Genomic DNA, 24,671 nt, shown 5'->3' on the forward strand with positions numbered 1-24,671 from the left:
TGTCACGCATGATGGACGGGAGGGGCTTATGACGGTGTCGTAAACAAGAGGGCGTGAACGTCCATCCGTCGGCCACCCCGCGTATCTACCGCTTTCGCGCCATCCCCCATTGTCAGGGCCATCCGCGCGCAGCATAGCCTGTGGCGATGGAATTCTCGCGTTTCCTGCCTCTCCTGATCGGTCTGCTGCTCGGCGCCTGGACGATTGCCGCCGCCTGGGCCGTGCTGTCCGCCCGCTCGCGCCAGAACCGCGCCGAGGCGCAACTGCGCTCCGCCCGCCGCCTCGGCCGCATGGTCGAGGAATCGCCCGCGCTGCCGCTGCTGGTGCGCACCGACGGCCGGATCGAGGCTTCTCCGCGCCTCGCGCAGTGGCTGGGGCTGGACGAAGTGCCGCAGTTCCTCTCCGAACTGGATGGAAATGATCGCGGCCTGCCCGCCGAGAAACTCGCCGAACTAACCGAGGCCGTTCGCCGCTGCCAGAAGACCGCCGCGCCGTTCCGCATGGCAGTCACCCCGCATGGCTCCAGTCGCAGCCTCGCCCTGCGCGGGCATCTTTCCGACCCTCAGGTCTCGCCCGGCGGCGCTGCGCTGGTCTGGGTCTTCGACTTTTCCGACAGCGAGACCGAACTCGTCCGCCTGCGCGACGAAGCCGCCCGCGCGCGCGGTGACTTCCACGCGCTCGTCTCGCTGATCGAGGCCGCGCCGATGCCGATGTGGTTCCGCCGCCCGGATGGCGAGTTGCAACTGGTCAACCACGCCTACGTCGCCGCCGTGGGCGCCAAGAACGCCGACGACGTGGTCGTCAAGGGAATCGAACTGATCGAATCGGTCGATGGCCTCGCCCCGGGACAAGTCGCCCGGAAGGCGGCGGAAAAGGGCATCCCGATCGAGCGTATCGTCTCGACCACCATCGACGGCCAGCGCCGCGCCCTGCGTGTCAGCGACCTGCCGCTGGGGGACGACGGCGTCGCAGGCTATGCCGTGGACATCGAGGACCTGGAGGAGATGTCCCGCTCCTTCCGCGCCTTTCGCGAGGCGCAGCGGGCCTTGCTCGACCAGCTTTCCGCGGGCGTGGCGCAGTTCGACGCCAAGCGGCGGCTCGCTTTCGCCAACCAGCCGTTCCAGCGCCTGTTCAAGCTCGACGGCCGTATCCTCGTCGACCCGCCCGCCTTCGAGCGCCTGCTCGATGCCGCGCGCGATGCGGGCCGCGTGCCCGAGGCGCGCGATTTCCCGGCATGGCGGCGCGAGAAGGCGGGCTGGTTTTCGGCAGGCTCGACGCAGGAGGAAAGCTGGACGCTGGCGGACGGCACGCACTTGCGCATCGTCGCCCAGCCGGTGCCTGACGGCGGGCTGCTGTTGATCGTCGAGGACCGCACCGAACAGCTGCGCCTTTCCGCCGTGCGCGACACCCTGCTGCGCACCCGCACCGCCACGTTCGACAGCCTGTTCGAATCGGTCGCGGTGTTCGCGCCCGATGGCCGGATGCAGATCTGGAACCGCCGTTTCGCCGCCGACTGGGGGCTGGAGAGCGAATTCCTCGACACCCATCCGCATGTGGAAGCGCTGCTCAAGAAGATCGCCTCGCGCCTCAAGCGCCCGGTCGAGGCGGAAACCGTGGGCAACGTCGTGCGCGCCGCGACGCTCGACCGCACGCAGACCGGCGGGCGCATTACATTGGCGGATGGGCGCGTGCTCGAATATGCAGGCGTGCCGCTGCCGGACGGCAACGGCCTGCTCGCGGTGCTCGACATCACCGATTCGATGAAGGCCGAGCAGGCCCTGCGCGAAAGCAACGCCGCGCTGATCGAGGCGGATGCGATCAAGACCCGCTTCCTCGCCAACATGAGCAAGGAACTGCGCACGCCGCTGACCTCGATCGGCGGTTTCGCCGAGATGCTGGACCTCGGCATAGGCGGCGACCTCAACGATTCAGGGCGCGATTACGTCGGCTCGATCATCGAGGCGTCGCAGCAGCTGGGCGATCACATCGACAGCCTGCTCGACCTGTCGCAGAGCGAGGCGGGCCTGCTCCCGCTCAAGTTCGAGGAGATCGACCCGATGCCCTTCGTGCGCGCGGTGGTCGAGGAGAGGGCAGGGCGGCTGCAGAAGGCGGGCCTCACGCTGGACCTTCAGGCGAAGGGTCTGCTCCGCCCGCTCGTTGCCGACCGGCGAAGGCTGGCGCGCGCGGTCGGGCATATCGTCGATAACGCCATCGCCGCATCGTCGCGCGGTGGGCGGATCCTTGTGCAGATTTCGCGTCGCAAGGCCGGAGAAGGCGATGCGATCCAGATACTCGTGCAGGACAAGGGGGCCGGAATGGACAGCCGCACGCTCGCCCGAGCGCTCGACGGGATGAAGGTCAGCGCCGACGGGAAGGTGGAGAGCCGCGACGGCCTCGGCCTGCCGCTCGCCCGCCAGCTGGTGGAGGCGCACGGTGGCAGCCTGCGACTCGAATCGGAGCCGGGCAAGGGCACCAGCGCGCTGATCGAACTGCCATGAGACTCGCGCTGCCCGACCTCGCGGCGATGGACGCATGGGGCCGCAAGCTCGCCGATGCGCTGCTCCCCGGCGACGTGATCGCGCTGACCGGCGGGCTCGGCGCGGGCAAGACCACGCTGGCGCGCGCGATCATCGCCGGGCTCGGGCACGAGCGCGAAGTGCCGTCGCCCAGCTTTGCGATCATCGAGCCTTACGACCCACCAGCGGTTCGCCTGCCGCTGGTCCACGCCGACTTCTACCGCCTGAACCACCCCGACGAAGCGCAGGAGATCGGCCTCGACGACTACCGCGAAGGCGCGGTGCTCATCGCCGAGTGGCCCGACCACGCGGGCGGCTTCGCACATGAGCCGGGCTGCCTCTCCATCACGCTGGAAGTTGCGGAAGAGGGCAGGATCGCCATTGTCGAAGGCGGGCCGGATTGGCTAGGGCGTATACCTGTATGACGCCAAGCACCGTTGATCTTCCCGAGGGCCTTGATGCCTTTCTCGCCGCCGCCGGTTGGGGAGGCGCGGCGGTCGAGCCGCTGCCGGGCGATGCCTCGTTCCGCCGCTACTTCCGCATCCGCAGCCTCGATGGCGCCACCGCGATGCTGATGGACGCGCCGCCGCCGCAGGAGGACATCGGCCCGTTCCTGCGCGCCGCGCACTGGCTCGACGACAACGGCATGCGCCCGCCGCGCATCCTCGCGGAGAAGCCCGACAAGGGGCTCATCCTGATGGAGGACTTCGGCGATGCGCGCATGCGCGACTATCTCGACCAGTGGCCAGCGGACGAGGCGGCGGTCTACTCCGCCGCGATCGACGCGCTGGCGAAGCTGCACCAGCTGCCCGCCGGGCCGTTCCTCGATTACTCGCTGGCGGAATATATCCGCGAGGTGAAGCTGTTCATCGACTGGTACTGCACCGCGCAGAGCCTCTACGTCGATGCCGCAGGCTTCGTGAGCGCGTGGGAGCAGGCGCTCTCGCCGCTGCTGCCGCGCCAGCGTCCCGGCGTCACCGTGCTGCGCGACTACCATGCCGAGAACATCATGCTCCTCGGCAGCCTCGAAAAGCAGGGCCTGCTGGACTTTCAGGACGCGCTCGTCGGTCATCCGGCCTATGATCTCGTCTCGCTGCTGCAGGATGCCCGGCGCGAAGTCTCGCCCGAGCTGGAAGCGCAGATGTTCGACCGCTACGTGCAGAAGACGGGCACGGACGTCGATGCCTTCCTCGCCGATTATGCCCGCCTCGGCGCGCAGCGGAACGCCAAGATCGTCGGCATCTTCGTGCGGCTGTGGCGGCGCGACGGCAAGCCGCGCTACCTCGACCTGATCCCGCGCGTCTGGGCTGCGATGGAGCGCGACCTTGCGCATCCCGCGATGGCGCCCGTCGCCGCGTGGTTCGACGCCAATATCCCCGCCGCCTTGCGCGAGGCGAACGGCGGGGAGTTCGTCCGGTGAAACAGCTCGCCAGCGATACCGCGATGGTCCTTGCCGCGGGCCTCGGCAAGCGCATGCGCCCGCTCACCGCCACCCAGCCCAAGCCGCTGGTGCGCGTCGCGGGCAAGTCGCTGATCGACCATGCGCTCGACAAGCTCGGCAATGCGGGCGTGACGAAGGCGGTGGTCAACGCGCACTACATGGCCGACGCGCTCGAAGGCCATCTCAAGGTCCGCAAGACCGCGCCTGCCGTCACCCTGTCCGACGAGCGTGAACTGCTGCTGGAAACCGGCGGCGGCATGGTCAGGGCGGCCTCGCTGCTGCCCGACCCGTTCTTCTGCCTGAACAGCGACAACATCTGGCTCGACGGCCCCAAGGACGTCTTCGCCGAACTCTCGCAGGCGTGGGATGCGGAGCGGATGGACGCGCTGCTGCTGATGGTACCGCACACCCGGGCGCTGAACTATCGTGGCGAGGGGGACTTCCACCTCGATCCCGAAGGCCGCGTCTCGCGCCGCCGTCAGGGCCGGGTGGCGCCGTTCATCTACACCGGCATCCAGCTCGTGTCGAAGCGCCTGCTGCGCGATGCGCCGGAGGGTGCGTTCTCCACCAACCTGCTGTGGAGCCGGGCGATCGAGGAAGGTCGCCTCTACGGCATCTCGCACCAGGGCCTATGGTTCGAAGTGGGCGAGCCCGCTGCCATCAGGCCGACCGAGGAATGGCTGACCCGTGCCTGACCGGACAGGTCCGAAAGTCTACTCCATTGCTGCGCATCGTGGTTTTGCCGACGCCCTCGTCGCCGGGCTCATCCCGCGCTATGCGAAGGACGAGATCGCCCTTGCGCGGCTGACGCTGCTGCTGCCGAGCCGCCGCACGGTGCGCACGATGACCGAGGCTTTCGTGCGCCACTCCGGCTCGGGTATGCTGCTGCCGCGCATGGCCGTGGTGGGTGACCTTGACCTCGATGAGGCGCTAGGCCCGCTGCTCGATCCGCTGGGCGCGGCGGACATACCGCCTGCCGCCGATGCCACGCGCCGCTGGCTGCGTCTTGCGCACTACTTGCGCGACGTCGAAGGTGATGCTGCGGGAACCGGCGCAGCATTGCTGCGCCGCGCCTTCGAGATCGGCCGCACCATGGACCGCCTGATGGCCGAGGAGATCGCCCCGATCGATCTCATGTCCGAGCGCGTCATCGGCATCGTCGGCGACCTTGCCGGTCACTGGAGCGACAACACCCGCAGCTTCCTCAAGGTGCAGCAGCACTGGATCGCGGAGCTGGCCGCGCGCGGCGAGATCGACGCGCCGGACCGGCGCAACCGGCTGTTCGATCACGCTGCGGCGCGCTGGCAGGACCAGCCTCCGCCGCACCCGGTCATCGCGGCGGGCGTCACCGGCGCCTCGCCCGCGCTGGCGCGATTGCTGCGCGTCGTTAGCGAGATGCCGCAGGGCCTCGTCGTCTTGCCCGACCTCGACTTGTCGCTGGCGGACGAGGTCTGGGGGGAACTGGGCACCGCTGGCGCTCCTGCGCAGCCGGATGACCCGCCGTTCGGCCGCGCCGATGCGGTGACGCACCCGCAATATCACCTCAAGCTGCTGCTCAATCGGATGGGGCTTGCGCGCGGGGAAGTGCAGCCGTGGCACCGCTCGGGCCTTGCCGCCGCGCCGCCCGAGCGCAGCCGCGCGATCTCCAACCTGTTTTTGCCGCCGCGCGCGTCCGCCGCCTGGGTCGATCTGCCCGCCGAGCAGCGCCGCCTGAGCGAAGTGCGCCTGATGGAAAGCACGCATCCCGGCGAGGAGGCGCAGGCCATCGCCGTGCTTATCCGCGAAGCGCTGGAAACGCCGGAGCGCCGCGTCGCGCTCATCTCACCCGACCGGGGACTGGCGGCGCGCGTCGTCAGCCATCTGGAGCGCTGGGGGATCGAGGCGGACGACACTGCCGGTCGCCCGTTGCCGCAGACCGCCGCCGGTCGCCTGCTGCTGTTGCTGGCCGAAGTGGTCGCGCAGCAGGCCGCGCCGGTGCCGCTCGTCGCGCTGCTCGTCCATCCCCTCGCCGGGAACGGGCCGGGGCGTCCGCGCTGGCTGGAGAATGCGCGCAAGCTTGACCTCGCGCTGCGCGGGCCGCGCCCCGGTGCCGGACTGGCACCGCTGGCGGCCAGGGCGGAAGCCGCGAAGCTGGGCGGATGGTGGGCCGGGATCGAGGCGATCCTGACGCCACTGTCGGAACTGGGCGAAGCGGAACCGCTTGAGCGCCTGCTCGGCCTGCTTGCCGATGCCGCCGAAACGCTGTGCGGTGAGACGCTGTGGGGCGGTGCGGATGGCCGCGCGCTCAGCGCCTTCGTGGAGGAATTGCGCGGGGCAGCAGGAGCGGCAGGCACCTTGCTTGACCCGCGCGAGATCGGCGCCGTGCTGCGCGATGCGATGGACCGGGTCTCGGTGCGCCCGCCGTGGGGCGGGCATCCGCGCGTGTCGGTCTATGGCCTGCTTGAAGCGCGCATGAGCCGCGCCGACCTCGTTATCTGCGGGGGCCTTGTCGAGGGGGTATGGCCGGGCAGTGCGGCGCTCGATGCACTGTTGCCGCCCGCCGTCCTGCGCGCGCTCGGAGTGCCGGGCGCGGACTTTCGCATCGGTCTTTCCGCGCATGACCTTGCCGCCGCGCTCGGCGCGCCCGAGGTCGTGCTGAGTTGGGCGCAGCGGGATGAGGGCGGGCCGGTGATCCCCTCGCGCTTCGTGCTGCGTGTGCGCGCGATGCTGGGCGACCAGCTGGAACGCCATCTCGAGAGCGAGGCCGTGCGCCTCGCGCGCCTGCTCGACGATGCAACGCCGGTCGCGGCACATCCGCGCCCGCAGCCGATGCCCTCGGCCGAGCAGCGCAAGGTGGACGTCTCGGTTACCGGGCTCGACCGTTTGCGCGGCGATCCCTACCAGTTCTACGCCAGCGCTATCCTCGGTCTGCGCAGCCTCGACGGTCTTGATGCCGAGCCGAGCGCTGCCTGGAAGGGCGAGGTCGCGCACCTCATCATGGAGCGCTGGCACAAGGCAGGTGAGCCAGCGGGCGGCCTCCATGCCATCGCGCAAGGCGTGCTGACCGAGCAGAACGCGCATCCGCTGATGCGCGTGTTGTGGTGGCCGCGTCTTTCCGCTGCGCTGGAAACGTTCGAGAGCATGATTCTTGAAGGCAAGGGCACCGGCCGCAAGGTCGCCGCGGTCGAGAAGTCGGGCGCCATGCGCCGCCGCGACGTGCGCATCCACGGCCGCGCCGACCGCATCGACCGGCGCGAGGACGGCAGCCTCGCCGTGGTCGATTACAAGACGGGCCAGCCGCCGACCGGCAGCCGCGTGCAGGAAGGCTTCGCGCTGCAACTCGGCCTCATCGCGTTGATCGCGAAGGACGGTGGATTCGATGGTGTCGAGGGCGTGGCCGATTCGTTCGAATACTGGTCGATGGCCAAGGCCAAGGATGGCACCATGGGCTACATGTTCGAGCCGGTTCTGAAAGGCCGCAAGAAGTCCGGCATCCCGCGCGAGGACTTCCTGCCCGAGACGCTGCGCTACCTCGACGACGCGCTCGACCGCTGGATTCTGGGCGATCAGCCCTTCACCGCGCGCCTGAACCCGGAACTGGGCAGCTACGCCGATTACGACCAGCTGATGCGGCTGGACGAGTGGATCACCTCGCTCGGCAACAAATCCGAGGGTGCAGCATGAGCGGTCCCGCCGCCGTCCATCCGCTTCACGGAAACCAGATGCGTGCGGTCGATCCGCGGGAGACGGTGTGGCTTTCCGCATCGGCCGGGACAGGCAAGACGCAAGTGCTGTCCTCGCGCGTGCTGCGGCTTTTGCTGCAGCCGAGCGTGGACCCCTCGCAGATACTGTGCCTGACTTTCACCAAGGCTGGCGCCACCGAAATGGCGGCGCGCATCAACGGTACGCTGGCCGAATGGGTGCGCCTTGGCGAGTTCGACCTGCGGGCGCGCCTTGCCGCGATCGGCGCGCAGGCGAGCGAGGAGAACCTCGCGCGGGCGCGCACGCTGTTCGCCTCGGTGCTTGACAGTCCGGGCGGGGGGCTGCGGATCGACACGATCCATGCCTTCTCGCAATGGCTGCTGGCGACTTTCCCGCTGGAAGCCGATCTCATCCCCGGCAGCCGCCCGATGGAGGATCGTGAGCGCGACCTCCTGGCGCGGCAAGTGCTGGCCGACCTGCTTGTGGATGCCGAGAACGGTCCCTTCGGCGACCCTGCCTTGCTGCAGGCGGTGGAGCAATTGTCGCTGCGGCATGGTCCGGACGCGGTGATGGCCTTCCTGCTGCGCTGCGCTTCGGCGCGCGAGGCGTGGTTCGGCCCCGGCAGCTGGCAGGCAGGCGACATGCGCCTCAATGTGCTGCGCCTCCTCGGCCTGCCTTCCGACGCGGATCGCGAATGGCTTTGTGCGCGGTGCGAGGATGCGGCGTTCGACGTGCGCTCGCTTCGGCACTGCATGGCGGTAAACAATGAGTGGGGGACCAAGACCGGGCTCGCCGCCGTCGATGCGATCAGCGAGTGGCTGCTGGGCAATGGGGCGCAGCGACTGGACAGCCTCGACGCGCTGGCCAGGGAGTTCCTGACTCAGAAGGGTGAGCCCAAGGCCAGCAAGTCGCAGGATAAGCTTGACCCCGGCTACGCGGATTCCGCCGCGCGGGTGGTTGAGTGCATCGTTGAGATCAGAGCGATGCGGGCGCTGCTGGCGCTGGCGGACAGGCTGGTCCCGGCACTGCGGCTCGGCCGTGCCTTTTCGGTGGCTTGGGACGCGGCCAAGCAGCGCGAGGGGCTGATCGACTTCGACGACCAGATCCGCCGCGCTGCCGACCTGCTGGCCAATCAGGCGCAGGCGGACTGGATTCGCTACAAGCTGGACCGCCGGTTCGACCATATCCTCGTCGACGAGGCGCAGGATACCAACGCGGCGCAGTGGGACATCATCTTTGCGATGGCCGGCGAGTTCTGGGCGGGTCTGGGTCAGCATGAGGACCTGATGCGTACCCTGTTCGTGGTCGGGGACTATAAGCAGGCGATCTTTCGGTTCCAGGGCACAAGCCCGGAGAACTTCCGCCGCGCCGCCGATCGCGTGCGGCGTGAGATGGGCGAGGCGGCGCAGAATGCGGCGATGCTGCGCGACCGCTTCGAGCCGCCCGAGTTCCGCGAATACGGCCTCGACCGCTCGTTCCGCACCGCGCAGACGGTGCTGGACTTCGTGGACCGGGCCATCGCCGGGATCGGGCACGAGAATTTCGGCCTCGACCGTCCCGCTGAACGCCATCAGGGGCAGGAGCGTCCGGGGTACGTCGCGCTGTGGCGCCCGGTGAGCGATCTCGCCGACGACGAGGATGACGACGCTTCGGGCGACGAGGAGGGCACCGCGCCCGACTGGCTCTCGCGCCCCGACCGCCAGATGGCCGAGCGCATCGCGCTGCAGGTGCGCGACTGGCTGGACGATCAAGGGCCGGGCTTCACCCTCGTCAAGGGCACGCCGCGCCGGGCGCGGGCGGGCGACATCATGGTGCTGGTTCGCCAGCGCAAGGAACTGGCCGGGCTCATCGTCGCGCGGCTTCATGCGGCCGGTGTGCCGGTGGCGGGCGTCGATCGTCTGCGCCTGGGTGCGCCGCTGGCGGTCAAGGATCTCGTCGCCGCGCTGCGCTTCGCGGTGCAGCCGCTGGACGACCTCAACCTTGCCGCGCTGCTGGTGTCGCCGCTGGTCGGCTGGAGCCAGGAACAGCTTCTTGCGCATGGCTATCGGGAAAAGCACACGCGGCTGTGGGATCACTTGCGCCGCTCGCGCGAGCCCGAGGTCGCGGCGGTGATGGAGCAACTGGGCGAGGTGCTGCGGCTTGCGGATTACGAACCGCCGCAGGACTTGCTGCAGTGGCTGTTGGTCGGCCCCTGGCAGGGGCGGCGGCGACTGGTGGCGCGGCTGGGCTCGGAGGCGAACGATCCGATCGACGAACTGATCAACGCCGCCAAGGCCTATGCCGTCACCGACACGCCAAGCCTTGCCGGATTCCTGGCATGGTTCGATGCGGGCGATGGCGAACTGAAGCGTGAGGCGGACAATGCGGCGGGCCTCGTCCGGGTGATGACGGTGCATGGCTCCAAGGGCCTGCAGGCGCCGATCGTTATCCTCGCCGATGCGACCAGCAATCCCGACAACGCGCGCGAGCGGGGCATCGACTTGCCCGATCCCGCCAACGAAGCGCGCACGATCCCGCTGCCGCCGCTCTCGAAGGATGAGAAGCAGGGCCGCATCGCCGACCATCTGGAGGAGGGCAGGCGCGGCGACGAGCAGGAGCATTGGCGCCTGCTGTACGTCGCCATGACCCGGGCGGAGGAAGCCCTGTTCGTCGGCGGCGCGCTAAGCAATCGGGACAAGGGCGAGCCCAGTCCCAAGAGCTGGTATGCCCGGCTGCGCGCCCTTTTCCCGGTCGAGGCGGAACTGGGCGATCCCATTTGGGGTGCGCGCTGCGAACATGGCGAGCCGGCCGCTCCGGTGCCGGTTCGCGCGGCGAAGGGCGCGGGCGGCCCGATGCTGGACTTGCGCGAGCCGTTGCCGCGCTGGCTGGAGCGTGCGCCGCCCGCCGAGCCGCGTCCGCCGCGTCCGCTGGCGCCGTCATCGCTGGGTGAGGAAGACGCGCCCGATCCCCCGTTCCCACCGGGTGCGGGGCGCGATGCGGCGCGGCGTGGTACGCTGGTCCACAAGCTGCTGGAGCGATTGCCGGATGTGGCGGCAGCCGCGCGCGAGGATGCCGGACGGGGCTGGCTGGAGCGGCACGCCGCCGATCTTCCGGCGCAGGATCGCGATGCACTGCTGGGGAGCGCGCTGGCGGTGCTCGGCAATCCGGGCTGGGCAGACCTCTTCGGCCCCGACAGTCTCGCCGAAGTGCCCGTCGCGGCAGTGGTCGGCGGTCAGGTCGTGGCGGGCACGATCGATCGGCTGGTGATAGAATCGGGCCGTGTGCGGCTGGTCGACTACAAGAGCGCGCGGCGTCCTCCCGACCGGATCGACGCGGTGCCGCGTGGTGTGCTGCGCCAGATGGGCGCCTATGCCGCCGCGCTGGAAGCGACCTTCCCGGGGCGGGCCGTCGAGGTGGCGCTGCTCTACACGGCCGTACCGCGCCTGATCGCGGTTCCGGCCGATGTTCTCGCAGTCCACAAGCCGGACTTGGCGCCGCGCGAGTAAAGCTTTCACCGCTCCGGCGTTGCGTCGCCGGGTTTCGTCCTTAAATTGTCGCCCAATTCTAAAGTTCAGGAGTCAATCGATGTCCACCATTGCCGTCACCGATGCCAGCTTCGAGGCCGACGTCCTCAAGTCCGACAAGCCCGTCCTCGTCGATTTCTGGGCGGACTGGTGCGGTCCGTGCAAGATGATCGCCCCCGCCCTCGAGGAAATCGCCGAGGAACTGGGCGAACAGGTCACCATCGCCAAGATGGACATCATGGCCAACACCGACACGCCCGCCGCGATCGGCGTGCAGTCGATCCCGCTGCTGGTGCTGTTCAAGGACGGCCAGCCGGTCGCCAAGAAGCTCGGCGCGGCGCCCAAGAGCGCGCTCAAGGGCTGGATTGAAAGCGAGCTCTGATCGCTTTGGTTTCGGTTTGAAGAGGCCCCCTGCCGTGCGAACGGCGGGGGTTTTCTTTTGCGTAGCGCGCGCGGCTGGGGGCTTCGACAAGCTCAGCCTGAGTGGAATTTGAAGACCTGCTCTCAACACCGGTCAGGCTGAGCTTGTCGAAGCCCTCGCCGCAAAGGCTGCCAAGGTATTTATGCCAGCCTCGCCACTACGTCCGCAAAGGCATCCCACAGCGCCGGGCTCGACGCGCCGATCAGGTCGCGGCGTTCGTATTCGTCCACGCGGTAGGCGCTGCCGTCCGGCCTTGCCGCCTTGCCGCCTGCTTCGTTGAGGAACAGGACGCCCGCCGCGTGGTCCCACGGCAGGGTGCGGTTGAACACGGATATGTCGTTGGTGCCGTTTACGAGACGGGGGTACTGCTCCGCCGCGCAGCGCGGGATGTCGACGAGGGTGTAGTGCGGCGCGATGTGCGTGAGCACCTTCTCCCGCGCGCCGTCATCGAGGAAGATCGTCGAGATCGCGGCGACCGGTGGTTCCTGTCCGGTGGTGCGCGCGGTGATCCGTTCCCCGTCGATCCACGCGCCGCCGCCGAGGTCGGTGCGGCAGAAACGTCCGGTCAGGCAGTCGAGAATCCAGCCGCCGATCGTCTCGCCCTTGTCCGCCAGCGCGACCAGAACGCCGAAAGGCGGCTTGCCGGCGGCAAAGTTGTTGGTGCCGTCGAGCGGATCGACGATCCAGCACAGGCGGTCCTTCAGGCACTCCATCACCGATGTGTCGGCGAAGACCGCTTCCTCGCCCACCACGTCCGCTTCGGGGAGCAGTGCGGAGAGCCGTTCGGTCAGCAGCGCCTCGGCCTGCTTGTCGGCGATGGTCACGACGTCGTCCGGGGCCTTGGCGTCGATCTGGCTGGCGGCGAGCTTCTGGTAATGCGGGAGGATCGCGTGCTCGCTCGCCTCGCGTATGACGCTCTCGACGGCGGCGTGGAGACTGGGCGTGATCATGTGAGGGGGATCATCACCTGCTCGGCGAAGCCGGGACGCTTGACGACGCGCGCGTACCAGTCGGCAATGGCGTGAAATTCCGGTCGCTCGATCCCGAAGGCGTCGAACTTCAGGTTGAACCAGGTGTAGGCGTAGACACCCATGGGAATGTCGCCGATGCCGAACTGCGCGCCCGAGAGCCAGGGCTTTTCGGCGAGGTATTTGTCCATCACCGCCAGCTGTTTTGCGCAGTCGGCGATGCCCTTGGCGATGGCAGCATGGTCCCACTGATCCGGCGACTGGCGTGCGGTGGCGAGGAACGGGGCGCGCTGAGCGTCGGCATAAGTGAACTGCCAGTCCATCCAGCGGTCGGCGAGGGCGCGGTCGATGGGATCGGCGGCGAACCATGCCGGGCCGCCGTATTCGGCCGCCATGTAGCGCAGGATCGCGTTCGATTCCCACAGCATCACCTTGCCGTCCTCGATCGTGGGGATCAGGCGGTTGGGGTTCTTGGCGAGGTATTCCTCGGTGAAGCCGAACTTCCCGCCGATGTCGTGGCGCAGGTACTTGAGGCTCAGTTCCTCGGCGAACCAGGCCACCTTCTTGACGTTGTGCGAGTTCAGGCGGCCCCAGATCGTGAAGAATGGTGCAGTCATGTCAGCTCCGGTAGTCCGCGTTGATCGAGATGTAGCCGTGCGTCAGGTCGCAGGTCCACACGGTCGCGGTGCCTTCGCCGAGGCCGAGATCGACCTCGATCGAGATGTCCTGACCCTTGAGATGCGCGGCGACGGGGGCCTCGTCGTAGTCCGCCAGCGGCAGCCCCTGCTGCGCGGCCCAGGTGCCGCCGAAGCCGATCGAGACCTTGTCACGGTCGGCGGGCTCGCCCGCCTTGCCCACGGCCATGACGACGCGGCCCCAGTTGGCGTCCTCTCCGGCGATTGCGGTCTTGACCAGCGGCGAGTTTGCGATCGCCATGCCGACTTTGCGTGCGCTTTCATCCGACACGGCGCCCGAGACCGAGACGGCGATGAACTTCTGCGCGCCTTCGCCGTCACGCACGACGAGGTGGGCGAGCTGGCGGCAGACGTCATGGATCGCGGCGGCGAAGGCGTGGGCACCGGGGCTGTCGAAGCCGGTTATCGGCCCATTGCCTGCCTTGCCGGTGGCGAAGGCCAGCACGGTGTCGCTGGTCGAGGTGTCCGAATCGACGGTGATGCACGAGAACGTGCGCAGGTTCGCGGCGGAGAGGCAGGCCTGGAGGAAGCCCGGCTCCACGGCGGCGTCGGTGAACAGGTACCCCAGCATCGTCGCCATGTCGGGCGCGATCATGCCGGAGCCCTTGATGATGGCGCTGATCGTGACCTTCGTATCGCCGACCATGGCGGTAGCCGTTGCGCCTTTCGCGAACGTATCGGTGGTGGCGATGGTGTTCGCCGCGTCTTCCCAGCTGCAGGGCTGCGCAGTGAGGGCCTTTTCCACGCCCTCGCGCGCCTTGTCCTTGGGCAGCGGCACGCCGATCACGCCGGTCGAGGAAACGAAGACCTGCTCCTTCGGACAGCCGATGTGCGCGGCGACCTGCTCCATGATCTGCTCCACCGCCTCGCGCCCGCGATAGCCGGTGAAGGCATTGGAATTGCCCGCATTCACCACCAGCGCGCGGGCACGGCCGAGCTTCACGTTCTCTCGGCCGAGATCGACCTCGGAGGAACAGCATACGTTCTTCGTGAACACACCCGCGACGGCGGTGCCTTCCTCGAGCGTGACGTAAGTGAGGTCGCAGCGGCCCCAGTCCTTGTATCCGGCGCGCACGACATGCGGGGTGACGCCCGCGATCTCGGGCAGGGCGGGGAAGGGCGAGGCGAGCGGGGAGACGGGGTAGGCCATGGCCGGTGCCTAGCGCGTGGACGTTGCAGGTCAAGGGTGGTTGAGCGCGCAAGGTGACAGGGTTTACACGGTTGACACGGTCCAGAGGGAACAAGGTGTCACCTTGGCCCGAAATGTGTCACCTTGCGGGGTATAAGGTGACACATTTTGCAGGCAAGGTGTCACCTTGCACGGCGAACCTGTCACCTTGTGCGTTGCACCTGTCACCTTGCAGCCGCGATGTGTCACCTTGCGGGACGCGGGCAAAGCGAGGCGCGGGAAGAGGCGGGCAAGGAGGTCCATCGCCCGGAAAGTACCGCTTCCTCTCGCCTGTAGGAAAGAAGCAACTGCGGCCCGAATTCGCGTGAACAGTGACAGGCTGCGCCAACACTGCTACAGCGCCGCCGCTGATGTCGCCCAGGTGGAATGTTGGGCGTTTCAATCGCACTCCCTTTTCCTCAGTGGCGCCCGGAGGCGCGGCTCGTACCACGCGGGTTCGAGGCCGTAGACGATGCGGATAAGGAATAAGATCATGATCACCGGAACTGTGAAGTTCTTCAACGCCGACAAGGGCTATGGCTTCATTGCGCCCGAAAGCGGCGGCGACGATGCTTTCGTGCACATCTCGGCCGTCGAACGCGCCGGTCTGCGCACGCTCGACCGTGATCAGCGCGTGTCCTACGAACTGGAAACCGATCGCCGGGGCAAGACTTCGGCAGTGAACCTCCAGGTCGCCTGAGCCATGTGGCAGGCGGGCGTCCGGCATTTCCGGTCTGCCCGCCTGACTTCTGAAAACGAGAACAAGAAACAGGTAATGGCAGCATACAAGGAACCGGGCTTCGACGCCCGCCGTAACGCCGCAGCCGAAGCGCGTGCGAAGGCGCTCGCAAGGCTCAAGGCCCAGGCCCCCATAGACCCCGCCGTCCAGGCCGAGCGCATCGCCAAGGCTGAAGCGCGCGAAAAGGCTCAGGCCGAAAAACGCCAGGCAATCAAGGAACGGCGTGAGCGGGAGGCCGAGGAAAAGGCCGCGCTGGCCATCGCCAACGCCCCAAGGCCCGAAACCACCGAGAAAGAGCGCAAGGCCGCCCGCGACGCCCGCTACGCGGCGCGCAAAGCGCGCCGTAAGTGATCCCGAAAAAGGCCGCCGCGCCTGCGGAGGACCATCCGGTTTTCGGGCGTCCGGTTTCCGGAACCGCTCCGCGTCCCGGTTCGCGGCCTGTGAGCCTCCAGCTTGAGGAAGGCGACGAACTGATCGACGTCGCCCAAGTGCCGAATGGCGATCGCCTGCGCCTCGTGCGCAGCGAGGGCGAGTTCGTCATCCTTCTCGATCACCACGAACTCATGAGCACTGACCTTTATGCGTCGGAAGAGGCGCTCGCGACGATGACCCGCGACCGGCTCGGGGAGTGCGCCGAGCCGCAATGGCTGATAGGCGGCTACGGCATGGGCTTCACCTTGCGTGCGGCTCTGGCCGTGTTGGGGGGCGACGCCGAAGTGACCGTGGCCGAGATCGTGCCGCAGATCATCGACTGGGCGCTCGGCCCGATGCGCGTCTACACCGGCGACTGCCTCGACGATCCGCGCGTGCAACTGGTCCAGGATGACGTGGCGATCCTCATCGCTTCGGCGCGCGGCGTCTACGATGCGGTGCTGCTCGACGTCGATAACGGCCCGGAAGGGCTGACCCGGCGCATCAACGACTGGCTCTATGCCCGCGAAGGACTGGATGCCGCGATGCGCGCCCTGCGTCCCGGCGGCATCCTCGCGATCTGGTCCGCCACGCCGGACGCCGCTTTCGCCGCGCTGCTGGCGGAAGCCGGTTTCGCGGTCGAGGTCGTGCCGGTCGAGGCGATGACCGGCGATACCGTGGGCAGCGATGCGCTGGAACATGTGATCCTGTTTGCCCGCAAGGCCTGAGGGCTTCGGCGTGCGGGCTTCGACGAGCTCAGGCTGAGCGGGGTAGTGCAAACCTCTCGACCCCGCTCAGCCTGAGCTTGTCGAAGTCCCCGGCGGCGTGGCGCAAGGTGACACCGTTTCCCGCCGCAATGCCCTTTCATCGCAAACGCATGTGGACACATCCCGTCATCAACCCTATCTGACCTTCCGATGGCCCATCGCCTGATCCTGACCCTGCTCGCTCTTCTGACCGGGCTTGCCGCCCACGTCGGCCCGGCCGAGGCGTGCGCGTCGCAGGTGTCGGCGGTGCAGGTGCTGGCCGCGCGCGAGGTCGCCGCCAAGGCGCCTCGCGCGCCCGTCGCCCTTGCGCGCTTGCCCGAGCCGGGCCTGCGCAATACACGCCTTCATGCGCCGTTGCAGCCGGTCGCCTTCGCGCCGGTCGCCGTGCCGGCCGTGCTTACCGGGATAGACCGCGCGCGCCAGTAAGCGCGCACCGCGGCAACTTTCGCACCTTCCGCGAGCTTATTCCCGCGCCCGGCCGTGTCGCCGTGAAGCGCGCATACCGATCATATCCAGTTCACGAAAAAACAGGGGTTCACCGCCATGTTCGGCGCACTCGTCAAGTCCATCTTCGGCTCGTCCAACGAGCGTTACGTCAAGTCGCTCGACAAGATCGTCGCCCAGATCGCCGCCTTCGAGCCGACGCTGGAGGCCATGAGCGACGAGGAACTCGCCGCGCAGACCCCCAAGTTCCGCGAGATGCTCGCGAACGGCTCCACGCTCGACGACATTCTCCCCGAAGCCTACGCCACCGTGCGGGAAGCCTCGAAGCGCGTGTACGGCATGCGCCATTTCGACGTGCAGATGATCGGCGGCATGGTGCTCCACCGCGGCGAGATCGCGGAAATGCGCACGGGTGAGGGCAAGACCCTCGTGGCGACCGCGCCGACCTACCTGAACGCGCTCGAGGGCAAGGGCGTCCACGTCGTCACCGTCAACGACTACCTCGCCCGCCGCGACGCCGAGCAGATGGAGAAGCTGCACGGCTTCCTCGGCCTGACCGTCGGCGTGATCGTGCCCAACCTCAACGAGTGGGAACGCCGCGAGGCCTACGGCGCCGACATTACTTACGGCACCAATAACGAATTCGGCTTCGATTACCTGCGCGACAACATGAAGCACGAGCGCAGCCAGATGGTGCAGCGCCCCTTTAACTTCGCGATCGTTGATGAGGTTGACTCGATCCTGATCGACGAGGCGCGCACCCCGCTGATCATCTCCGGCCCGACCGACGACAAGAGCGAGCTTTACGTCCAGGTCGACGCGATCGTGAAGCAGCTTCAGCCCGAAGACTACGAGGCTGACGAGAAGACCAAGAACATCAGCCTCACCGAAGACGGCGTCGAGAAGGCCGAGCGGATGCTCGAGGCCGCAGGGCTGCTCGAAGGCTCGAACCTTTACGACGTCGAGAACACGCAGGTCGTCCATCATCTCGACCAGGCCCTCAAGGCCGTGATGATGTTCAAGCGCGACACCGACTACATCGTCAAGGACGAGAAGGTCGTCATCATCGACGAGTTCACCGGCCGCATGATGGACGGTCGCCGCTGGTCGAACGGCCTGCATCAGGCGGTCGAGGCCAAGGAAGGCGTCAAGATCGAGCCCGAGAACCAGACGCTCGCCTCGATCACCTTCCAGAACTACTTCCGCATGTACCCCAAGCTTTCGGGCATGACCGGCACCGCCGCGACCGAGGCGCCGGAATTCTACGACATCTACAAGATGAACGTCGTCACCATCCCGACCAACGTGCCGGTGCAGCGCGTGGACGAGGAGGACGAGTTCTACAAGAACACGCTCGACAAGTTCGCTGCCATCGCCAAGCTGATCCGCGAGAAGTATGAGACCGGCCAGCCGGTGCTCGTCGGCACCGTGTCGATCGAGAAGTCGGAACTGCTGTCCGACTTCTTGAACAAGGAAGGCGTCAAGCACTCGGTCCTGAACGCGCGTTTTCACGAGATGGAAGCGCATATCGTCGCGCAGGCGGGTTCGCTCGGCGCGGTGACGATCGCCACCAACATGGCCGGTCGCGGCACCGACATTCAGCTCGGCGGCAACGTGGAATTCCGCGTCGAGGACGAGCTGCGCGACATGCCCGAAGGGCCTGAGCGCGACGCGGCGATCGCGAAGATCAAGGCGGAAGTCGGCGAGCAGAAGCGCCTCGTCCTCGCGGCGGGCGGCCTCTGCGTCATCGGCACCGAGCGCCACGAAAGCCGCCGCATCGACAACCAGCTGCGCGGTCGTTCGGGCCGTCAGGGCGATCCGGGCCTGTCGAAGTTCTACCTCTGCCTCGAAGACGACCTGCTGCGCATCTTCGGCCCCGACACGCTGTTCTCCAAGATGATGAACAGCAATCTGGCCGACGGCGAGGCGATCGGCTCCAAGTGGCTGTCGAAGGCGATCGAGACGGCGCAGAAGAAGGTCGAGGCGCGCAACTACGAAGTCCGCAAGCAGGTCGTCGAATACGACGACGTGATGAACGACCAGCGCAAGGTGATCTACGAGCAGCGCTCGGACATCATGGACGCCGAGGCGGTGGACGACGTCGTCGTCGACATGCGCCACGACACCATCAACTCGCTCGTCGCCGATGCCTGCCCCGCCGGTTCCTACCCCGAGCACTGGAACGTCGCCGGCCTCAAGGAGAAGGTGCAGGACATCCTCGCCATCGACGCCCCGATCGAGGCGTGGATCGAGGAGGACGGCCTCGAGCCCGAGGACATCGAACAGCGCATCACCGAGCTGGCCGATGCCCACATGGCCGCGAAGATGAGCCAGGACGACCCGGCAATCTGGCGCCAGGTCGAGAAGTCGATCCTGCTCGACCGGCTCGACCACTACTGGAAGGAGCACCTCGCCACGCTCGACGCGCTGCGTCAGGTGGTGTTCCTGCGCGCCTATGCCCAGAAGCAGCCGATCAACGAGTACAAGCAGGAAGCCTTCGGCCTGTTCGAGCGCATGCTCGACGGCATCCGCGAGGACGTGACGCGCATCATCTCGGTCAGCGAACTGCGCATGCCCGAGCAGACGCAGCTTCCGGAACTGCCCGACTTCCTGACCGGCCACATCGACCCGTTCACCGGCTTCGACAATTCGGCGGACGGCGACGGTTCGGCGCAGATGGCGCAGTTGTTCGGGAATCTCGCGGGCAGCCCGGAAGGCGTCGCTGCGGGTGCCCCTGTCGAGGGTAACCCCTGGGTCGATCTCCAGATCAGCCGCAATGCGCCGTGCCCCTGCGGTTCCGGCAACAAGTACAAGCACTGCCACGGCGCTCTGGTCTGATCGCAGCGCAGATTGTTCGAAAAGGCGTTGCCGTATCCCGGCGGCGCCTTTTTGGTATGTGTTCCAGAAACTTGGGATTTTGAATGTATCTAAGTATGCATAAGTAAAAGTCTCTCTGTTAATAAGATAACCAGCCTTGTAATTTTCCTGACAGGGTTGATTACTATTCCCCTGACTTTGCGTGAGTTAGTCCCTCTGTCTGAGGCATCTTTGCTTCGTCATGAGGGGGACATCATGTTTGGTAGTGCGACACTCAACACGTTTGCCGTGAACCCGATCCGTGCGCGCATGGGCGTCAGCGCCATGGCGCTCGCGGCTTCGCTGGCGCTGGCGGCGCCGGCCCTGGGGCAAACAGTCGTCAACCCGGGGTTCGAGAGCGGCGACACCACCGGCTGGGTCCTCACCGGGGGCACCTGGACCAGCACGGCGCAGTGGCCGCCTGCGGACTCGACCTGGTCCGGCGCGCCCAATTCCTACACGATCACCAATGCGGGCGACCTCGATCCGTTCACCGGCATGCCGACCGTCTTCGCGGGCAACCACGCGATCCGGCTCAACGACATGAGCCCCAACTACGGCGTCACCGCGCTCTCGCAGTCGGTCGCCAACTACACCGGCAACAAACTCTACTACGCCTGGAATGCGATACTCGAGCCGTCGCACGGAGCGACCGACAGTCCCTCGTTCATCATCAAGGTGGTGGACAAGACGACCGGCAAGGTCATCAACAACATCGCCTACAGCGCCTATACCGCGCAGAACACGACGATCTTCCGCCAGGCCGGGCGCTACGTGACGAGCGACTGGAAGGTCGAGGACATCGACATGGTCGCGGGGCATGACTACGACCTGCTCTTCGTGGCGCTCGACTGCCCGTATGGCGCGCACTCGGGCTATGTCTACGTCGACGGCTTCGGCAACGCCATTCCCACTGCCAACGCGAACGTCGACTTCGACCCCGCGACCGACCTGACGCGCGGTTCCGACGTGCTGATCCCGATCGGCGGCGACATTCCCGACATCGATCTCGCCAAGGCGTTCTACACGACGCAGGAGGTGAACGACGGCGACGTCAATCCGAACTTCGTGGGCGGCACGCTCCAGTTCGCCTCCGGCGGTGACGTGGCCACCGCGTTCACGGTCCAGAGCCAGGGCGGCACGATCGACAGCAACGGCTTCGACGTGGGGCTGAGCGGCGGCCTGACCGGCGTGGGCGGCATGACCAAGACCGGCGCGGGCGCCCTGACCCTGTCGAGCGCGATCAGCACCCTCAACGAAGGCTTCGTGGTCGATGGCGGCGCACTGCTGGTCAACTCCGCGCTTTCGGCCGCGAGCGTGACCATCAACGACGGCGCGCGGCTGGGCGGCAGCGGCACGATCGTGGCCGACGTCACGGTCAACTCCGGCGGTACGCTGGCCCCGGGCAACAGCCCCGGCACGCTGATCGTGGCGGCGGGCGACGTGACCCTTGCCGACGACGCCACGTTCGAGGTCGAGATCGACGGCCGCACTTACAACGCGGCGGGCGGCGCGGGCACTTACGATCGCCTTGCGCTGACCACCGGGGCGACGTTCCAGCCCAACGGCATCCTCGCGCCGACCTTGCGCGGGATCACCGGCGGGAACAACACCTTCACCCCGGTGGTGGGCGATACTTTCGTGATCGTGGACGGCGGCGCAGTCGGCTCGGGAGCCTTCGATTCGGTGACGCAGCCGAGTTCGGGACTTGCCGCTAACACGCGCTTCGACGTGATCTATCGCCCAACGCAAGTGCTGGCGGCGGTGACCCCGGCCAGCTTCGCCACCTTCGGCGCAGGCGCGGGATGGAAGCGCAACGCGGTATGGGCGGCGGCCGGGCTCGACGGGGTCCGTCCGGCGGCAGGTGCGCGCAGCGGCACATACTACCCGTTGTTCAGCGGCCTTTACGGCTACGATGGCGAAGAACTGGGCTACGCCTTCTCGCAGATCAGCGGCGAGATCCATGCCGATACCATGCAGATGGCGCTGAACTCTGCACGCGATATCAGCCAGACCGCGCTGAGCGCCGCGCAGGAACCCTGGGGCTGCTCGCCCGCCGTGCAGGCGCCCGGGCAGTTCACCGACCCGGCGCCGCAGGGCACCGACGACGGCTGCGGCGTCGAATCGACCCGCAAGGGCCCGACCGCATGGGGCCGCTATATCGGCCAGTCGACCGAAGTGGGCGAGGACGGCATTGCCTACGGCTATGATCGCAAGTCCCACGGCGTGATCGCGGGCGTAAACGCCGTCAACATCGACGGCACCCGGATCGGTATCGGTGGCAGCTATACCGATGGTGACATGTTCAGCGACGTCGGCAGTTCGGCGGACATCAAGACATGGTCCGCCTTCGCGTATGGCGCGCATCGTTTCGGCGCGCTCTCGCTCGGCCTCGTGGTAGGCTACAACGAGGCGAGCCTGGACACGGTCCGCAACGTCGGCCTGACCACCGGCAACCTGAGAGTGGCTGACAGCTACAAGATCAGGACGCTGACCGCCGCCCTCGAAGCCAAGGTGGATGTGAAGCTCGGCAATCGTTCGGTGATCCGGCCGGTCGCGGGGATCGAGATCGCGCGCAGCAAGGCCGGTTCGGTGTCCGAAACCGGCTCCGCGGTCGTTGGTCTCACCATGCCCGGCGAGAAGTGGACGAGCGCGCGCACCAAGCTGGGTGCGGAACTGGCGATCGGCGTCGGCAATCCGGTCGAGGCCGGGCTGTTCGGCAACTGGCGCCACGAACTCAAGGACGCGACCGCCGTGCGCACTGCCGAACTGGGCGCCGCCGACTGGCTGGTGTCGAGCGTCGGCGCTGACAAGGACTCATTCGAGGCCGGCGGCCAGCTGGGCATCAAGGTGACCAACGGCATCAAGATGCGTATCGAATATGCGATCGTCCGACAGGGCGACTACCATACCGACCGCGCAACGGCCGGTGTCTCGATCAAGTTCTGATTGGCAGTTTGCGATTGGCGGAGGAGAGGGGTGCGGCAAATGCCGCGCCCCTCTTTCGCCTGACCATCGTAGTTGAGGGTTCGCGAAGCACGTTACCTTGCTATTGAAAATTGCTCGCATTAGTTCCCCTGTAAGAGATAGGGGACCTGATGCGCGCTTTTCGATTCTTCTGCCCGGGCAGCCAGCGGTGACCAGCGGCGATGTTTTCCTGGCGATGGCCTCGGCGGCGGGCGTGGCCGGTGTCGTGACCTTGCGGCTCGCATGGGCGCGAAGCCGACGCTCCATGCCCTTGAACGCGCTTGGCTGGGCGCTGTTGCTGGGCTCGGCAATAGTTGGCTGCATCGCCGCGGGGGCATGGGGCACGTCGGTTGCCGCGCTCTGGGCGATGGGGGCAGCCTTCGTGCTGCTGGCCTACGCCGGGTTCGCTTCCGTGCCCGCGAAGGCAACCGCGTCCAACCGCCGCGCGGGGATGCTTCCCGAAGGCGGGGAGCCGCTGCGTATCGGCGGACGGTTCCTGACGTTCCTGCTCGTCGGCCTCGTATCCGCATTGCCCTCGGTCGGCGTGGCACTGGCGCTGGCGGCGCTGGGGCGCCTGCTGGGCTGGAGCACGGCCAATGGGCTGGCGCTGGCCTTTTTCGCAGTGCCTCTGGCGTGGATGCTGATCGCCTATGCAGCGCTGATGCAGCCCGCGCGGAGCGGGCAGATCAAGGTGTTGGCCATTTCCAGCCTCCCGACATGGCCTGCACTGGCCGCTGGACTGCTTTCATGACGACCGCTCCCGAACCTTCGACCGTCAAGCGCGCGCTTTCGGCCCACGCCGCCATCGGCCTGGTGGCGGGCGCGCTGCTCTATATCGTCAGCCTGACCGGGACGATCGCAGTGTTCTATGCCGAACTCCAGCGGGTCGAACAGGCGAGGGCGCCGGAGATGACCGCCATCGCGCCCGCTGCCGTACAGCGCGGTGTCGAGGCTGCGCTGAAGGCGGAGCAAGGCGGGCCGACCACCACGCACCTCTACGTCCACATGCCGGTTGAGGAACTGCCGCGCACGACCATTACCACCGATACCCGCGCCACCCATGTCGAAGCTGACGGGCGCCTTGCCAATGCCGAGGAGATCGGCTGGTCGGATTTCCTGGTCGAGCTTCACTACACGCTGAACCTGCCCGCGCTGGTGGGCATCTCGATCGTCGGCATCCTGGGCGTGATGATGCTGGCGCTGGCGCTCAGCGGGGTCATCGCGCATCCGCGCATCTTCCGCGATGCCTTCCTGCTGCGGGCGCGCAACCAGACCGGGCTCGGGCTGGCGGACTGGCATAACCGGATGAGCGTATGGTCGCTGCCCTTCACGGTTGCGGTGGCGCTGACCGGTGCGGTGATCGGCCTCGGTTCGATCACGGCCTATGCCATCGCCTCGCTCGACCATGGCGGCAATGTCGAGGCTGTCTACGAGCCCCTGTTCGGCGAGGAAGGCAAGCCCGACAAGCGCCCCGCTCCGGCACCGAACGTGGCGGCGGCGCTCGACTACATGGCGCGCCATTATCCGGAAGCGACGATCACTTACGTGACATTGCACGATCCGCTGACGCGCGGGCAGGAGATACAGGTCTCCGCGCTTCATGCACGGCGGCTGATCTTTGGCGAGACTTACCGCTTCGATGCGGGCGGACACTTCCTCGGCGTGGCCGGGCTGGCGGATGGAGAACTGGGGCAGCAGGCGGCGGCGTCGAACTATCGGCTGCACTTCGGCAACTTCGGCGGGCTGCCGGTAAAGCTGGCCTATATCCTGTTCGGCACGGCGCTGACGGCGATCTGCGCTACCGGCACCTACATCTGGCTCGGCAAGCGGCGGCGGCGCGGCCATGAAGAACCGGGCCTGCTCAAGGCCTGGGATGCGGTTGTCTGGGGAAGCCCCGCCGTGCTGGCGCTGACGCTGGCGGTGCGCTTCGCCATCGGCAACGGCGCGCCGTTCGCGGCGATCTTCTGGATCGGATCGGCGCTGGTGCTGGCGGCGGCCTTCGCGCCATTCGCACCGTCGCGCTTCCGGCGCGTGCTTCAGCTTGCTCTGGTCGCTTCCTGCCTTGGCGCCGGAGGGCTGGCGCTGGCCTGAGCC

At 67.3% G+C, this 24,671-nt stretch carries 18 protein-coding genes; 15 read left to right on the plus strand and 3 right to left on the minus strand.

The window, feature by feature from the left end:
- The first annotated feature begins 146 nt into the window (after positions 1-146).
- The 7 genes from ACODRZ_RS21065 (at position 147) to trxA (ending at position 11,523) form a co-directional block, all read left to right on the plus strand.
- On the plus strand, positions 147-2,498 hold the full coding sequence (locus tag ACODRZ_RS21065; protein WP_488972383.1) for a PAS domain-containing sensor histidine kinase: 2,352 nt from the start codon (positions 147-149) through the stop codon (positions 2,496-2,498).
- The gene (gene tsaE / locus ACODRZ_RS21070; RefSeq protein ID WP_488972384.1) at positions 2,495-2,941 is read left to right on the plus strand and encodes a tRNA (adenosine(37)-N6)-threonylcarbamoyltransferase complex ATPase subunit type 1 TsaE; all 447 of its coding nucleotides are present in this window, start codon (positions 2,495-2,497) and stop codon (positions 2,939-2,941) included. The genes ACODRZ_RS21065 and tsaE overlap by 4 nt, the downstream gene beginning before the upstream one ends.
- On the plus strand, positions 2,938-3,936 hold the full coding sequence (locus ACODRZ_RS21075) for an aminoglycoside phosphotransferase family protein (RefSeq protein ID WP_488972385.1): 999 nt from the start codon (positions 2,938-2,940) through the stop codon (positions 3,934-3,936). Before tsaE ends, ACODRZ_RS21075 begins: the two co-directional genes overlap by 4 nt.
- Positions 3,933-4,652 (plus strand): nucleotidyltransferase family protein, encoded by a 720-nt coding sequence (locus ACODRZ_RS21080; RefSeq protein ID WP_488972386.1) that lies wholly within the window; start codon positions 3,933-3,935, stop codon positions 4,650-4,652. The genes ACODRZ_RS21075 and ACODRZ_RS21080 overlap by 4 nt, the downstream gene beginning before the upstream one ends.
- A complete protein-coding gene (locus ACODRZ_RS21085) occupies positions 4,645-7,620 on the plus strand; it encodes a PD-(D/E)XK nuclease family protein (RefSeq protein ID WP_488972387.1) in 2,976 nt (991 codons plus the stop codon). The genes ACODRZ_RS21080 and ACODRZ_RS21085 overlap by 8 nt, the downstream gene beginning before the upstream one ends.
- The gene (gene addA / locus ACODRZ_RS21090; RefSeq protein ID WP_488972388.1) at positions 7,617-11,123 is read left to right on the plus strand and encodes a double-strand break repair helicase AddA; all 3,507 of its coding nucleotides are present in this window, start codon (positions 7,617-7,619) and stop codon (positions 11,121-11,123) included. The genes ACODRZ_RS21085 and addA overlap by 4 nt, the downstream gene beginning before the upstream one ends.
- Positions 11,124-11,202: 79 nt before the next feature.
- On the plus strand, positions 11,203-11,523 hold the full coding sequence (gene trxA, locus ACODRZ_RS21095) for a thioredoxin (protein WP_488972389.1): 321 nt from the start codon (positions 11,203-11,205) through the stop codon (positions 11,521-11,523).
- A 179-nt stretch (positions 11,524-11,702) separates the two neighbouring features.
- On the opposite strand, the gene ACODRZ_RS21100 is transcribed toward trxA, so the two are convergent.
- From ACODRZ_RS21100 to argJ, 3 genes are read right to left on the minus strand one after another with little or no spacing between them, the layout of a single operon-like run.
- Positions 11,703-12,512 carry an inositol monophosphatase family protein gene (locus tag ACODRZ_RS21100; protein ID WP_488972390.1) on the minus strand — a complete coding sequence of 270 codons (810 nt, stop codon included), beginning with the start codon at positions 12,510-12,512 and terminating at the stop codon, positions 11,703-11,705.
- Positions 12,509-13,147 carry a glutathione S-transferase family protein gene (locus tag ACODRZ_RS21105; protein WP_488972391.1) on the minus strand — a complete coding sequence of 213 codons (639 nt, stop codon included), beginning with the start codon at positions 13,145-13,147 and terminating at the stop codon, positions 12,509-12,511. The genes ACODRZ_RS21100 and ACODRZ_RS21105 overlap by 4 nt, the downstream gene beginning before the upstream one ends.
- A gap of 1 nt (position 13,148) precedes the next feature.
- Positions 13,149-14,375 (minus strand): bifunctional glutamate N-acetyltransferase/amino-acid acetyltransferase ArgJ, encoded by a 1,227-nt coding sequence (gene argJ, locus ACODRZ_RS21110; protein WP_488972392.1) that lies wholly within the window; start codon positions 14,373-14,375, stop codon positions 13,149-13,151.
- A gap of 511 nt (positions 14,376-14,886) precedes the next feature.
- On the opposite strand from argJ, the gene ACODRZ_RS21115 reads away from it, so the two are divergent.
- From ACODRZ_RS21115 to ACODRZ_RS21150, 8 genes are all read left to right on the plus strand, one after another.
- Entirely contained in the window at positions 14,887-15,093 is a 207-nt protein-coding gene (locus ACODRZ_RS21115) for a cold-shock protein (RefSeq protein ID WP_488972393.1), read from the plus strand.
- 75 nt (positions 15,094-15,168) lie between these two features.
- A complete protein-coding gene (locus ACODRZ_RS21120; protein WP_488972417.1) occupies positions 15,169-15,483 on the plus strand; it encodes a DUF6481 family protein in 315 nt (104 codons plus the stop codon).
- Positions 15,484-15,572: 89 nt separating this feature from the next.
- Complete coding sequence (locus ACODRZ_RS21125) at positions 15,573-16,271, plus strand: polyamine aminopropyltransferase (RefSeq protein ID WP_488972418.1); 699 nt, start codon at positions 15,573-15,575, stop codon at positions 16,269-16,271.
- A 189-nt stretch (positions 16,272-16,460) separates the two neighbouring features.
- A complete protein-coding gene (locus ACODRZ_RS21130) occupies positions 16,461-16,736 on the plus strand; it encodes a hypothetical protein (RefSeq protein ID WP_488972394.1) in 276 nt (91 codons plus the stop codon).
- A 117-nt stretch (positions 16,737-16,853) separates the two neighbouring features.
- A complete protein-coding gene (gene secA / locus ACODRZ_RS21135; RefSeq protein ID WP_488972395.1) occupies positions 16,854-19,592 on the plus strand; it encodes a preprotein translocase subunit SecA in 2,739 nt (912 codons plus the stop codon).
- A gap of 234 nt (positions 19,593-19,826) precedes the next feature.
- Entirely contained in the window at positions 19,827-22,559 is a 2,733-nt protein-coding gene (locus ACODRZ_RS21140; RefSeq protein ID WP_488972396.1) for an autotransporter family protein, read from the plus strand.
- Between the two features lie 187 nt (positions 22,560-22,746).
- The gene (locus ACODRZ_RS21145; RefSeq protein WP_488972397.1) at positions 22,747-23,328 is read left to right on the plus strand and encodes a hypothetical protein; all 582 of its coding nucleotides are present in this window, start codon (positions 22,747-22,749) and stop codon (positions 23,326-23,328) included.
- Positions 23,325-24,668, plus strand: a complete 1,344-nt coding sequence (locus tag ACODRZ_RS21150; RefSeq protein ID WP_488972398.1) for a PepSY-associated TM helix domain-containing protein — start codon at positions 23,325-23,327, stop codon at positions 24,666-24,668. The genes ACODRZ_RS21145 and ACODRZ_RS21150 overlap by 4 nt, the downstream gene beginning before the upstream one ends.
- Positions 24,669-24,671 lie beyond the last annotated feature (3 nt).

This window comes from Novosphingobium sp. FG90 (assembly GCF_057808725.1).